The following is a 12,673-nucleotide window of genomic DNA, read 5'->3' as shown; positions in this document are numbered from 1 at the left end:
TGTAAACAGCCGGCTCAGAATTTTTTAAAAACGCCGCAGGAGAGAACTCGCAATGGCTCAGCAGGTTAGTGGTCGTCAACCTCGCTATAAACGCATTTTGCTCAAACTTAGCGGCGAGGCCCTGATGGGCTCGGAAGAGTTCGGGATCGACCCGAAAGTGCTGGATCGCATGGCACTGGAAGTCGGTCAGTTGGTCGGTATCGGTGTCCAGGTCGGTCTGGTCATCGGCGGTGGTAACCTGTTCCGTGGTGCAGCCCTGAGCGCTGCCGGCATGGACCGTGTCACCGGCGACCACATGGGGATGCTGGCAACCGTAATGAACGCCTTGGCCATGCGCGACGCGCTGGAGCGTTCCAATATCCCTGCCATCGTCATGTCGGCGATTTCCATGGTAGGCGTTACCGATCACTATGATCGTCGCAAGGGTGTTCGCCACCTCAATTCCGGCGATGTCGTCATTTTCGCCGCCGGTACCGGCAACCCGTTCTTCACCACCGACTCGGCAGCCTGCCTGCGCGCCATCGAAATCGATGCCGATGTGGTCCTCAAGGCAACCAAGGTCGATGGTGTGTACACTGCCGATCCATTCAAGGATCCGCATGCTGAGAAATTTGACCGTCTGACGTACGATGAAGTACTCGATCGCAAACTCGGCGTGATGGACCTGACCGCTATCTGCCTGTGCCGCGATCACAAGATGCCGTTGCGGGTGTTTAACATGAACAAGCCTGGCGCTCTGCTGAATATCGTAGTGGGCGGCGCTGAAGGAACTCTGATCGAGGAAGGCGAAGAATGATCAACGAAATCAAGAAAGACGCTCAAGAGCGCATGAAGAAGTCGCTGGAGTCCCTGGCGCATGCCTTCGGCCGTATTCGTACCGGTCAGGCTCACCCAAGCATTCTCGAGGGTGTGATGGTGCCGTATTACGGTTCTGACACGCCGATCAAGCAGGTGGCCAACATCACGGTCAAAGATGCGCGTACCCTGCAAGTGGTGGCATTCGAGCGCAACATGCTGGCAGCCGTCGACAAGGCGATCCAGAGCGCCGGCTTGAACCTGAACCCCACCAACCTGGGTGAATTGCTGCTGATCTCCATGCCGGCCCTGACCGAGGAAACCCGCAAGGGCTTCACCAAGCAGGCCCGCGAAGCGGCTGAAGATGCCCGTGTTGCTGTGCGCAACATCCGTCGCGATGCGCTGAGTCAGTTCAAGGACCTGGTCAAAGAGAAAGAGATCAGCGAAGACGAAGAACGTCGCGCAGCGGATGAAATTCAGAAGTTGACCGACAAGTTCGTGGCCGAGATCGAAGTTGCCGTGAAACAGAAAGAAGCGGACTTGATGGCCGTATAAGGGTTAAAGGCGCTTTCATGGAAAAGACTAAGCAGGCTGTGCCGCCTTCGGTACCTCGCCACGTCGCGATCATCATGGACGGGAACAATCGCTGGGCGAAGAAGCGCCTGTTGCCTGGCGTTGCCGGGCACAAGGCGGGTGTGGATGCGGTGCGGGCGGTCATCGAGGTGTGTGCCAAGGCCAAGGTCGAGGTGCTGACCCTGTTCGCGTTTTCGAGCGAGAACTGGCAGCGCCCGGTCGATGAGGTCGGCGCCTTGATGGAGTTGTTCTTCTCGGCGTTGCGGCGTGAAGCCAGGCGCTTGAACGAGAACAATATCAGCCTGCGAATTATCGGGGATCGCTCGCGCTTTCATCCGGAGTTGCAGGCGGCCATGCGCGAAGCCGAAGCGCTGACTGCCGGCAATACGGGCTTTATCCTGCAAATCGCCGCCAACTACGGTGGTCAGTGGGATATCGCCCAGGCTGCGCAGCGACTCGCCCGGGAAGTGCAGGCCGGCCATTTGCGGCCTGAAGACATTACCCCGGAACTGCTGCAGACCTGTCTTGCAACCGGCGACCTGCCGTTGCCCGATCTGTGCATCCGTACCGGTGGCGAGCACCGCATCAGTAACTTCCTGCTGTGGCAGCTGGCCTATGCCGAGTTGTACTTCAGCGATCTGTACTGGCCTGACTTCAAACACGAGGCCATGCGCAAGGCGCTGGCCGATTTTGCTTCGCGTCAGCGTCGTTTCGGTAAAACGAGCGAGCAGGTCGAATCTGGAGCTCGTGCTTAATGCTTAAAGAAAGAATCATCACCGCGTTGATTCTGTTGCCGATCGCCCTGTGTGGTTTCTTCCTTCTGGAAGGTGCAGGGTTTGCCTTGTTCATCGGCCTGGTGGTGACCCTCGGTGCCTGGGAATGGGCGCGTCTGGCTGGATTCGAATCGCAGTCCTTTCGAACCGGTTATGCCGCGATCATCGCGGTTTTGCTGTTTTTGCTGCATCTTCTGCCTGAACTGGCGCCCTGGGTGTTGGGGGCGTCCGTCCTGTGGTGGCTGACGGCGACCTATCTGGTGCTGACTTACCCGGGTACCAGCGAAAAGTGGTCCAGTGCCGCCTGCAAGTTGTTGATCGGACTCCTGATCCTGCTGCCGGCCTGGCAAGGGCTGGTATTGATCAAGCAGTGGCAACTGGGCAACTGGTTGATCATGGCGGTCATGGTCCTGGTCTGGGGCGCCGATATCGGTGCGTACTTTTCCGGCAAGGCCTTCGGCAAGCGCAAGCTGGCGCCTCAAGTCAGCCCGGGCAAGAGCTGGGAAGGCCTGTATGGCGGGTTGATACTGAGCCTGGTCATCACCACGGTGGTTGCGGTGCACCGCGACTGGAGTGCTGCGAATCTGCTCCAGGGCTTGTTCGGCGCTGCGGTGGTCGTGCTGGCATCGGTGGTCGGTGACCTGACTGAAAGCATGTTCAAGCGCCGTTCGGGAATCAAGGACAGCAGCAATCTGCTGCCGGGTCACGGCGGTGTGCTCGATCGCATCGACAGCCTGACTGCGGCCATTCCCGTGTTTGCGGTGCTGCTCTGGGCTGCGAATTGGGGTGCAATGTGAGTAAGCCTCAGCAAGTCACCGTACTGGGGGCCACCGGTTCCATTGGCCTGAGTACGCTCGACGTCATTGCGCGGCATCCTGATCGCTATCAGGTGTTTGCCCTGAGTGGTTTCTCGCGTCTGACTGAATTGCTGGCATTGTGCGTGCGCCATGCGCCGGTCTTCGCTGTCGTGCCGCATGCGGCAGCGGCTGTCGATTTGCAGGCGAATTTGCGTGAAGCGGGCCTTGCAACCGAAGTGCTGGTGGGCGAGGAAGGCTTGTGCCAGGTCGCTGCCGCCCCCGAAGTCGACACCGTGATGGCCGCGATCGTCGGCGCAGCGGGCTTGCGGCCAACCCTGGCGGCTGTCGAGGCGGGCAAGAAGATACTGCTCGCCAACAAGGAGGCGCTGGTGATGTCCGGCGCCCTGTTCATGCAGGCCGTTCATCGCAGTGGTGCGGTGTTGCTGCCCATCGACAGCGAGCACAACGCCATATTCCAGTGCTTGCCCGGAGACTTTTCCCGTGGTCTGGGTAATGTCGGCGTGCGGCGTATCCTGTTGACTGCCTCGGGAGGTCCCTTTCGGGAAACCCCGCTGGCGGAGCTGGCCAATGTTTCGCCGGAGCAGGCCTGTGCCCACCCGAACTGGTCCATGGGGCGCAAGATCTCGGTCGACTCGGCGAGCATGATGAACAAGGGGCTCGAACTGATCGAAGCCTGCTGGCTGTTCGATGCCCGGCCATCCCAGGTCGAGGTGGTGGTGCATCCACAAAGCGTGATTCATTCATTGGTCGATTATGTCGACGGTTCGGTCCTGGCGCAGTTGGGCAATCCCGACATGCGTACACCGATCGCCCATGCCCTGTCCTGGCCGCAGCGGATCGACTCCGGTGTGGCCCCGCTGGATCTGTTTGCCATTGCCCGGCTGGACTTCCAGGCACCGGACGAACAGCGCTTCCCTTGCCTGCGCCTGGCGCGTCAGGCTGCCGAGGCGGGCAACAGTGCCCCGGCCATGCTCAATGCGGCTAACGAGATTGCCGTGGAGGCATTTCTCGAGCGGCGCATCCGCTACCCGGAGATCCCGAGTATTATCGAAGAAGTGCTCAACCTTGAGCCTGTCGTTGCAGTCGAAGGACTGGATGCGGTATTCGCTGCAGATGCCAAGGCACGGCAGCTGGCCGGACAATGGTTGAGTCGTCACGGGCGCTAGGGCGCTGCGCGTGAGCGCAGGCAGCCTGGGTCCGGTGGAAGTTATTCGGAGAAAGACATGAGTGCGCTCTACATGATTATCGGCACCCTGGTGGCATTGGGTGTGCTGGTCACCTTTCACGAATTCGGTCACTTCTGGGTGGCACGCCGTTGTGGTGTCAAGGTTCTGCGTTTTTCCGTGGGCTTTGGCATGCCCCTGCTGCGCTGGCGCGACCGCCAGGGCACCGAATATGTCGTGGCGGCGATTCCGCTGGGCGGCTACGTGAAGATGCTCGACGAGCGTGAAGGCGAAGTGCCGGCCGACCAGCTCGACCAATCATTCAACCGCAAGTCGGTGCGCCAGCGCATTGCCATCGTCGCGGCGGGTCCCATCGCCAACTTCCTGCTGGCCCTGGTGTTCTTCTGGGTGCTGGCAATGCTCGGCACTCAGCAGGTGCGTCCGGTCATCGGCGAGGTGGAAAGCGGCAGTATGGCCGCTGTCGCAGGGCTCAGTGCCGGTCAGGAAATTGTTTCAGTTGATGGCAAGGCCACCACTGGATGGGCCGAAGTCAACCTGCAGCTGGTTCGCCGCCTTGGTGAGAGCGGCGCTCTGCAGGTGACGGTCCGCGACGAAGGTTCGACAGCAGACGTCTCGCACCAGTTGACCCTGAACAACTGGCTCAAGGGCGCCGACGAACCGGATCCGATTCGCTCCCTGGGCATTCGCCCCTGGCGTCCCGCGCTGGCGCCGGTACTCGCCGAGCTGGATCCCAAAGGTCCGGCGCAGGCTGCCGGGCTCAAGACCGGCGACCGGCTGCTGAGCCTCGACGGTGTGGCCTTGACCGATTGGCAGCAGGTGGTCGATACGGTTCGTGCCCATCCTGGCAGCAAGGTCGCTTTCAAGATCGATCGTGACGGCGCGCCAATCGATGTTTCGCTGACCCTCGCCAGCCGTGGCGAAGGCAAGGCAGCGAGTGGTTACCTCGGCGCCGGGGTCAAGGCTGTCGAATGGCCACCTGGCATGCTCCGCGAAGTGAGTTACGGTCCGGTGGCTGCCATCGGCGAAGGGTTCCAGCGTACCTGGACCATGAGTGTCCTGACCCTCGACTCGCTGAAGAAAATGCTGTTCGGCGAGCTGTCGGTAAAAAACTTGAGCGGACCGATAACCATTGCTAAAGTGGCGGGCGCTTCGGCCCAGTCCGGCGTTGGGGATTTTCTGAATTTTCTCGCCTACCTGAGCATTAGCCTGGGGGTTCTTAATTTGCTGCCCATTCCTGTACTGGATGGGGGGCATTTGCTGTTTTACCTGATCGAATGGGCGCGGGGTCGTCCGTTGTCGGATCGGGTACAGGGTTGGGGGGTCCAGATCGGTATCAGTTTGGTGGTAGGGGTCATGCTGCTTGCCCTGATAAACGATTTGGGTCGACTGTAAAGCTTCGCTCAAAGCGAACCTGCCGCATTTTGCGGCAGTTTGTTTATTGCCAGTTGGAATAAGAAAGGACTTCATGAAACGTCTGCTGCTAACTGCGGTTCTCGCCGTACTGATGATCGCTGAAGTTCACGCCGAGTCCTTCACCATCTCCGATATTCGCGTCAATGGCCTGCAACGGGTATCCCCCGGCAGTGTCTTTGGCGCCTTGCCGTTGAATGTCGGTGATGAAGCGGATGATCGACGCCTGGTGGAATCCACACGTGCGTTGTTCAAGACCGGCTTCTTCCAGGATATCCAGCTGAGTCGCGAAGGCAACGTCCTGATCATTACTGTAGTCGAACGCCCATCGGTCTCAAGTATCGAAATCGAAGGCAACAAGGCGATCTCGACCGAAGACCTGATGAAAGGTCTGAAGCAATCCGGCCTGGCCGAAGGTGAAATCTTCCAGCGTGCGACCCTTGAAGGCGTTCGTAATGAACTGCAGCGCCAGTACGTCGCTCAGGGCCGTTATTCGGCCACCGTGGACACCGAAGTGGTCCCGCAGCCGCGCAACCGTGTTGCCCTGAAGGTCAAGATCAACGAAGGCACCGTTGCGGCCATCCAGCACATCAACATTGTCGGCAACACCGTCTTCCCCGAAGAAGACCTGATCGACCTGTTCGAGCTCAAGACCACCAACTGGCTGTCGTTCTTCAAGAACGACGACAAGTACGCCCGTGAAAAGCTCTCCGGTGACCTGGAACGCCTGCGTTCCTACTATCTGGACCGCGGCTATATCAACATGGATATCGCCTCGACCCAGGTATCGATCACGCCTGACAAGAAGAACGTGTACATCACGGTCAACGTCAACGAAGGCGACAAATTCACCGTTCGCGACGTGAAGCTCTCCGGTGACCTCAAGGTACCGGAAGACCAGATCAAGTCGCTGCTGCTGGTCAAGCCGGGCCAGGTGTTCTCGCGCAAGGTCATGACCACCACCTCCGAGCTGATCACCCGTCGCCTGGGTAACGAGGGCTATACCTTCGCCAACGTCAACGGCGTGCCGCAGCCGCATAACGAAGATCACACCGTCGACATCACTTTCGTGGTCGATCCGGGCAAGCGTGCCTACGTCAACCGTATCAACTTCCGTGGCAACACCAAGACCGAAGACGAAGTACTGCGCCGCGAAATGCGTCAGATGGAAGGTGGCTGGGCATCGACTTACCTGATCGACCAGTCCAAGACCCGTCTGGAGCGCCTGGGCTTCTTCAAGGAAGTGAACGTCGAAACGCCAGCCGTTCCGGGTACCGACGACCAGGTCGATGTGAACTACAGCGTTGAAGAGCAGGCCTCGGGTTCGATTACCGCCAGCGTCGGTTTCGCCCAGAGCGCAGGTCTGATCCTCGGTGGTTCGATCAGCCAGAACAACTTCCTCGGTACCGGTAACAAGGTTTCGATCGGCCTGACCAAGAGCCAATACCAGAGCCGCTACAACTTCGGCTTCGTCGACCCCTACTGGACCGCCGATGGCGTCAGCCTGGGTTACAACGCGTTCTATCGCACCACCGACTACAACGACCTCGATGTCGACGTGGCCAGCTATGCGGTAGACAGCATGGGGGCGGGTGTCAGCGTCGGCTACCCGATCAGCGAGACCTCGCGCCTGACCTTCGGTCTGACCGCACAGCAGGACAAGATCAAGACCGGTGTCTTCACCGTCGATGAGATTTTCAACTTCATCAATCAGGAAGGCGACAGTTACCTGAACTTCAAGGCGTCCGCCGGCTGGTCTGAATCGACCCTGAACAAGGGCGTGCTGGCCACCCGCGGTCACTCGCAAAGCCTGGTGCTGGAAACCACGACCCCGGGCAGCGACCTGTCGTTCTTCAAGCTCGACTACCGTGGCCAGGTGTTCCAGCCACTGAATGACAAGTACACCATGCGCCTGCACACTGAGCTGGGTTATGGTGATGGTTATGGTTCGACCTCGGGCCTGCCGTTCTACGAGAACTATTTTGCCGGTGGTTTCAATTCGGTTCGCGGTTTCAAGGACAGCAGTCTCGGGCCACGCAGTACGCCGAGTACGGGCAAGAACCCGGGCACTCAGTTCGACCCGGATCAAGATCCGCTACCTTTCGGTGGTAACGTACTGGTCCAGGGCGGTGTGGAATTGCTGTTCCCGATGCCGTTCGTCAAGGATCAGCGCTCCCTGCGGACCTCTGTCTTCTGGGACGTGGGTAACGTGTTCGACTCCAATTGCGGCTCGCAGCCGGACTGCTCGAGCGTCAGCTTCTCGGACATGGCCAGTTCCGTGGGCGTGGGCGTGACCTGGATCACGGCACTGGGCCCGTTGAGCTTCAGCCTGGCAACGCCAATCAAGAAGCCGGACGACGCCGATACCCAGGTGTTCCAATTCTCTCTCGGTCAAACCTTCTAAGCGTCTGACCCAAGCTAATAACAACGAATTCTGTAGGAGTGCATCGTGCGTAAGTTGACTCAACTGGTTCTTCTGACTGCGGCCCTGGTCGCGACTCCGGCCTTCGCGGAGCTGAAAATTGCCGTTCTGAACTATCAGATGGCCTTGCTCGAATCGGACGCGGCGAAGAAATACGCAGTGGACGCCGAGAAGAAGTTCGGCCCACAGCTGACCAAGCTCAAGACCCTGGAAAGCAGCGCCAAGGGTATTCAGGATCGTCTGGTCAGCGGTGGCGACAAGATGGCCCAGCCTGAGCGTGAGCGCCTGGAGCTTGAATTCAAGCAAAAGGCCCGTGACTTCCAGTTCCAGTCCAAGGAGCTGAACGAAGCCAAGGCTGTTGCCGACCGTGAAATGCTCAAGCAGCTCAAGCCGAAACTGGATAGCGCCGTGGAAGAAGTCATCAAGAAAGGTGCCTACGACCTGGTGTTCGAGCGTGGCGCAGTGGTTGATGTCAAGCCTCAATACGACATCACTCGCCAGGTCATCGAGCGCATGAATCAGTCGCGCTGATCATGACTCTGACCCTGAAGCTCGGCCAGTTGGCCGAATTCCTCGGCGCCATCTTGCGTGGCCCGGCGGACAAGGACATCACTGGGCTGGCCACTCTGCAGGAGGCCGGCCCGGCTCAACTGAGCTTTCTGGCAAATCCCCAGTATCGCAAGTACCTGGCTGACAGCAAGGCTGCGGCCGTGCTGCTCAAGGCAGCCGATGCCGAGGACTTCGCCGGTGATGCGCTGATTGTGCCGGATCCTTATCTGGCCTATGCGCGTATTTCTCATCTGTTCGATCCCAAGCCCAAGGCTGCAGCAGGTATTCACCCCACCGCCGTAGTGGCCGAGGATGCCGTGGTCGACGCCAGCGCCAGTATCGGTGCATTTGCCGTGATCGAAAGCAAGGCGCAGGTCGGCCCGGGTGTGACCGTGGGCGCGCATTGCTTTATCGGCGCACGCTGCGTGATTGGCGAAGGTGGCTGGTTGGCGCCTCGTGTGACCCTGTATCACGATGTTCGCATCGGCAAGCGGGTGGTCATCCAGTCCGGTGCGGTGCTTGGCGGTGAAGGCTTCGGCTTCGCCAATGAGAAGGGCGTGTGGCAGAAAATAGCCCAGATCGGCGGCGTGACGGTCGGCGACGATGTCGAAATTGGCGTGAATACCGCCATCGATCGCGGAGCCCTGGCCGATACGCAGATCGGCAACGGCGTCAAACTGGATAACCAGATTCAGATCGCACATAACGTGCAGGTCGGAGATCACACCGCCATGGCGGCCTGCGTCGGGATTTCCGGCAGCACCCGCATTGGCAAGCATTGCACCATTGCCGGCGGTGTCGGCATGGTCGGTCATATCGATATTTGTGACGGCGTGTTCGTCACCGGCATGACCATGGTGACCCACTCGATTACCGAGCCGGGCGCCTATTCTTCGGGTACGGCCATGCAGCCAGCGGCGCAATGGCGCAAGAGTGCGGCGAGGATTCGCAAGTTGGACGACATGTCGAAACGCCTGCAACAGCTGGAAAAACGTGTCGAGGCCGTGACCCCGGGCGGTAAAGCTTCATCAGAAGGCTGAAACCATTTTCCATATCAAGTGTGCTCAGCCGCTAAACTGCCTCCTTGATTTGCAATAGGAGTGTTGCGCGAAAGTGCGCGCTCCCTATCTTTACTACAGGCTTCCCTTTGAAATGATGGACATCAACGAGATTCGCGAATACCTGCCCCACCGTTACCCTTTCCTGTTGGTGGACCGGGTAGTGGAGCTGGATGTCGAGGCGCAGCGCATTCGTGCCTACAAGAATGTCAGCATCAACGAGCCGTTCTTCAATGGCCACTTCCCCCAGCATCCGATCATGCCGGGCGTTCTGATCATTGAAGCGATGGCCCAGGCCGCCGGTATTCTCGGATTCAAGATGCTCGACGTTAAGCCTGCCGATGGCACGCTTTACTACTTCGTGGGTTCGGACAAGCTGCGCTTCCGCCAGCCGGTAACGCCTGGCGATCAGTTGATCCTCGAAGCCAAGTTCATCAGCTGCAAGCGCCAGATCTGGAAGTTCGAATGCCAGGCGTCGGTGGACGGCAAGCCGGTATGCTCGGCTGAAATCATCTGTGCGGAACGCAAACTATGAGTTTGATTGACCCTCGCGCAATCATCGATCCGACGGCCGTACTGGCCCCGGGCGTCGAGGTCGGCCCTTGGTCGATCGTAGGCGCGGGTGTGGAAATCGGCGAGGGTACGATCATCGGGCCACACGTGATACTCAAGGGCCCGACCCGGATCGGCAAGCACAACCGCATCTATCAATTTTCCTCGATAGGTGAGGACACGCCCGACCTCAAGTACAAGGGCGAAGTCACCCGGTTGGTCATGGGTGACCATAACGTCATCCGCGAAGGCGTGACCATTCACCGTGGTACCGTCCAGGACCGCTCCGAGACCACCCTTGGCGACCATAACCTGATCATGGCCTATGCCCATATCGGGCATGACAGCGTCATCGGCAATCATTGCATTCTGGTCAACAATACCGCCCTGGCGGGCCATGTGCATGTGGATGACTGGGCGATCCTGTCCGGCTATACCCTGGTGCACCAGTTCTGCCATATCGGTGCCCACAGCTTTTCCGGCATGGGGACAGCCATCGGCAAGGACGTCCCTGCGTTCGTCACCGTCTTCGGCAACCCGGCCGAGGCCCGTAGCATGAACTTCGAAGGCATGCGCCGCCGCGGATTCAGCGACGACGCCATCCACGCATTGCGTCGTGCCTACAAGGTGGTCTATCGCCAGGGGCTGACGGTCGAGCAGGCAATAGCCGATCTGGCAGAGCCGGCGTCGCAGTTTCCGGAAGTCGATGTGTTTCTCAAGTCGATCCAGAATTCGACCCGCGGCATTACTCGCTGATCATGGCCGGTCTATGCGTAGCGCTGGTGGCGGGTGAGGCCAGCGGCGACATTCTCGGCGCGGGCCTGATGCGCGCGCTCAAGGAGCGGCACCCCGATATCGAGTTCATTGGTGTCGGCGGCCCGCTCATGCAGGCACAGGGGCTGACCTCCTACTTTCCCATGGAGCGCCTGGCGGTCATGGGCCTGGTCGAAGTGCTGGGCCGCCTGCGCGAACTGCTCAAGCGACGCAAGCTGCTGGTACAGACGCTGATCGAGCGCAAGCCCGACGTCTTCATCGGTATCGATGCGCCGGACTTCACCCTCAACATCGAACTCCAGTTGCGCCGTGCCGGCATCAAGACCGTGCACTACGTCAGCCCGTCGGTCTGGGCCTGGCGGCAGAAGCGGGTCCTGAAGATCCGTGAAGGCTGCGACCTGATGCTGACACTGTTTCCCTTCGAGGCGCGCTTCTACGAAGAGAAGGGCGTACCGGTGCGTTTTGTCGGCCATCCGCTGGCCGATACCATCCCGCTGGATGCCGACCGTAGCGCGGCCCGTGCCGAGTTGAACCTGCCCGAAGGCCCATTGGTGGCCTTGATGCCTGGCAGTCGGGGCGGCGAGGTCGGTCGCCTGGGGGCTCTGTTTCTCGATACTGCCGAGCGCCTGCGGGCCATGGTGCCGGGCGTGCGCTTTGTCGTGCCTTGCGCCAATACTGAGCGTCGCGCCCAGCTCGAGCAGATGCTCGCCGGGCGTGACCTGCCGTTGACGCTCCTCGATGGCCGCTCGCACCAGGCTTTGGCGGCCTGCGATGCGGTGCTGATTGCCTCGGGTACGGCGACCCTCGAAGCGCTGCTCTACAAGCGCCCCATGGTGGTTGCCTACCGGCTGGCACCGCTGACTTACTGGATTCTCAAACGTCTGGTCAAAAGTCCTTACGTGTCCTTGCCCAACCTTCTGGCGCAAAGGCTGCTGGTGCCCGAACTGCTGCAAGAGGCGGCGACGCCCGATGCACTGGCCCGGACATTGGCGCCATTGATCAGAGCGGGTGTCGAGCAGACCGAAGGGTTCGACCAGATCCACCGGACCTTGCGTCGCGATGCCTCCAACCAGGCCGCCGAAGCGGTCCTGGCCTTACTGAGTAACCGATAGATGCAAATGGGATTGGACTTCAACCTGGTCGAGGACCTGGTTGCCGGCGTGGATGAAGTGGGCCGTGGCCCGTTGTGCGGCGCAGTTGTCACGGCAGCGGTGATCCTCGATCCGAATCGACCGATTCTCGGGCTCAACGACTCGAAGAAGCTCACCGAAGCACGGCGTGAGCTGCTGTTCGAGGAAATCTGCGAAAAAGCCCTGAGCTGGTGCATCGCGCGGGCCGAAGTCGAGGAAATCGACCGGCTCAACATCCTCCATGCCACCATGCTGGCCATGCAGCGTGCGGTGGAAGGACTCAGTGTCACGCCGAAACTGGCGTTGATCGATGGCAACCGCTGCCCGAAACTGGCGGTGCCCTCGGCACCAGTGATCAAGGGTGATAGCCAGGTGCCTGCCATCGCTGCGGCTTCGATCCTGGCCAAGGTCAGTCGCGACCGTGAAATGGCTGCTTTCGAATTGATCTATCCGGGCTACGGCATTGGAGGACACAAGGGCTACCCGACTGCCGTTCATCTGGAAGCCTTGTCCCGCCTGGGGCCGACACCGATTCACCGACGCTCGTTTGGTCCCGTGCGGGCCGCTTATGAGGCGCGTGAGCAGTTGGATTCCGGTTTTACGCTAGCCTGAGCTGGCTGATGTTTTTATCAAGG

General features: G+C 59.9%; 13 protein-coding genes. All 13 read left to right on the top strand.

Annotation, left to right across the window (positions count from 1 at the left end):
* Window positions 1-52: 52 nt before the first annotated feature.
* Window positions 53-796: a UMP kinase gene (gene pyrH / locus F2S13_RS08305; protein WP_099773716.1), complete on the top strand. Its 744-nt coding sequence runs from the start codon at window positions 53-55 to the stop codon at window positions 794-796.
* Entirely contained in the window at window positions 793-1,350 is a 558-nt protein-coding gene (gene frr / locus F2S13_RS08300) for a ribosome recycling factor (RefSeq protein ID WP_166359987.1), read from the top strand. The genes pyrH and frr overlap by 4 nt, the downstream gene beginning before the upstream one ends.
* Before the next feature lie 17 nt (window positions 1,351-1,367).
* On the top strand, window positions 1,368-2,123 hold the full coding sequence (uppS, locus tag F2S13_RS08295) for an undecaprenyl pyrophosphate synthase (RefSeq protein ID WP_166359986.1): 756 nt from the start codon (window positions 1,368-1,370) through the stop codon (window positions 2,121-2,123).
* The gene (locus tag F2S13_RS08290; protein WP_166359985.1) at window positions 2,123-2,938 is read left to right on the top strand and encodes a phosphatidate cytidylyltransferase; all 816 of its coding nucleotides are present in this window, start codon (window positions 2,123-2,125) and stop codon (window positions 2,936-2,938) included. Before uppS ends, F2S13_RS08290 begins: the two co-directional genes overlap by 1 nt.
* Entirely contained in the window at window positions 2,935-4,125 is a 1,191-nt protein-coding gene (gene ispC / locus F2S13_RS08285; protein ID WP_166359984.1) for a 1-deoxy-D-xylulose-5-phosphate reductoisomerase, read from the top strand. The genes F2S13_RS08290 and ispC overlap by 4 nt, the downstream gene beginning before the upstream one ends.
* Before the next feature lie 57 nt (window positions 4,126-4,182).
* The gene (rseP, locus tag F2S13_RS08280) at window positions 4,183-5,535 is read left to right on the top strand and encodes a sigma E protease regulator RseP (protein WP_166359983.1); all 1,353 of its coding nucleotides are present in this window, start codon (window positions 4,183-4,185) and stop codon (window positions 5,533-5,535) included.
* A gap of 73 nt (window positions 5,536-5,608) precedes the next feature.
* Entirely contained in the window at window positions 5,609-7,957 is a 2,349-nt protein-coding gene (gene bamA, locus F2S13_RS08275; RefSeq protein ID WP_166359982.1) for an outer membrane protein assembly factor BamA, read from the top strand.
* A gap of 45 nt (window positions 7,958-8,002) precedes the next feature.
* Entirely contained in the window at window positions 8,003-8,506 is a 504-nt protein-coding gene (locus F2S13_RS08270; protein WP_166359981.1) for an OmpH family outer membrane protein, read from the top strand.
* Between the two features lie 2 nt (window positions 8,507-8,508).
* Window positions 8,509-9,564 carry a UDP-3-O-(3-hydroxymyristoyl)glucosamine N-acyltransferase gene (gene lpxD, locus F2S13_RS08265; RefSeq protein ID WP_166359980.1) on the top strand — a complete coding sequence of 352 codons (1,056 nt, stop codon included), beginning with the start codon at window positions 8,509-8,511 and terminating at the stop codon, window positions 9,562-9,564.
* A gap of 112 nt (window positions 9,565-9,676) precedes the next feature.
* Entirely contained in the window at window positions 9,677-10,117 is a 441-nt protein-coding gene (gene fabZ / locus F2S13_RS08260) for a 3-hydroxyacyl-ACP dehydratase FabZ (protein ID WP_166359979.1), read from the top strand.
* Window positions 10,114-10,890: an acyl-ACP--UDP-N-acetylglucosamine O-acyltransferase gene (lpxA, locus tag F2S13_RS08255; protein ID WP_166359978.1), complete on the top strand. Its 777-nt coding sequence runs from the start codon at window positions 10,114-10,116 to the stop codon at window positions 10,888-10,890. The genes fabZ and lpxA overlap by 4 nt, the downstream gene beginning before the upstream one ends.
* Window positions 10,890-12,020 (top strand): lipid-A-disaccharide synthase, encoded by a 1,131-nt coding sequence (lpxB, locus tag F2S13_RS08250; RefSeq protein WP_166360176.1) that lies wholly within the window; start codon window positions 10,890-10,892, stop codon window positions 12,018-12,020. The genes lpxA and lpxB overlap by 1 nt, the downstream gene beginning before the upstream one ends.
* Entirely contained in the window at window positions 12,021-12,650 is a 630-nt protein-coding gene (gene rnhB, locus F2S13_RS08245) for a ribonuclease HII (protein WP_166359977.1), read from the top strand. It begins immediately after the preceding gene.
* Window positions 12,651-12,673: the final 23 nt, after the last annotated feature.

Source organism: Pseudomonas akapageensis, from assembly GCF_011355085.1.
GTDB lineage: Bacteria > Pseudomonadota > Gammaproteobacteria > Pseudomonadales > Pseudomonadaceae > Aquipseudomonas > Aquipseudomonas akapageensis.
Note: the sequence above shows the minus strand (reverse complement) of the source record. Positions and strands in the feature narration are given on the sequence as shown.

Bases quoted from the DNA above. Each gene is read 5' to 3' on its own strand.
- rseP (WP_166359983.1), top strand. From the start codon at position 4,183: ATGAGTGCGCTCTACATGATTATCGGCACCCTGGTGGCATTGGGTGTG.
- rnhB (WP_166359977.1), top strand. From the start codon at position 12,021: ATGCAAATGGGATTGGACTTCAACCTGGTCGAGGACCTGGTTGCCGGC.
- lpxD (WP_166359980.1), top strand. From the start codon at position 8,509: ATGACTCTGACCCTGAAGCTCGGCCAGTTGGCCGAATTCCTCGGCGCC.
- bamA (WP_166359982.1), top strand. From the start codon at position 5,609: ATGAAACGTCTGCTGCTAACTGCGGTTCTCGCCGTACTGATGATCGCT.
- frr (WP_166359987.1), top strand. From the start codon at position 793: ATGATCAACGAAATCAAGAAAGACGCTCAAGAGCGCATGAAGAAGTCG.
- fabZ (WP_166359979.1), top strand. From the start codon at position 9,677: ATGATGGACATCAACGAGATTCGCGAATACCTGCCCCACCGTTACCCT.
- uppS (WP_166359986.1), top strand. From the start codon at position 1,368: ATGGAAAAGACTAAGCAGGCTGTGCCGCCTTCGGTACCTCGCCACGTC.
- pyrH (WP_099773716.1), top strand. From the start codon at position 53: ATGGCTCAGCAGGTTAGTGGTCGTCAACCTCGCTATAAACGCATTTTG.
- lpxA (WP_166359978.1), top strand. From the start codon at position 10,114: ATGAGTTTGATTGACCCTCGCGCAATCATCGATCCGACGGCCGTACTG.
- F2S13_RS08290 (WP_166359985.1), top strand. From the start codon at position 2,123: ATGCTTAAAGAAAGAATCATCACCGCGTTGATTCTGTTGCCGATCGCC.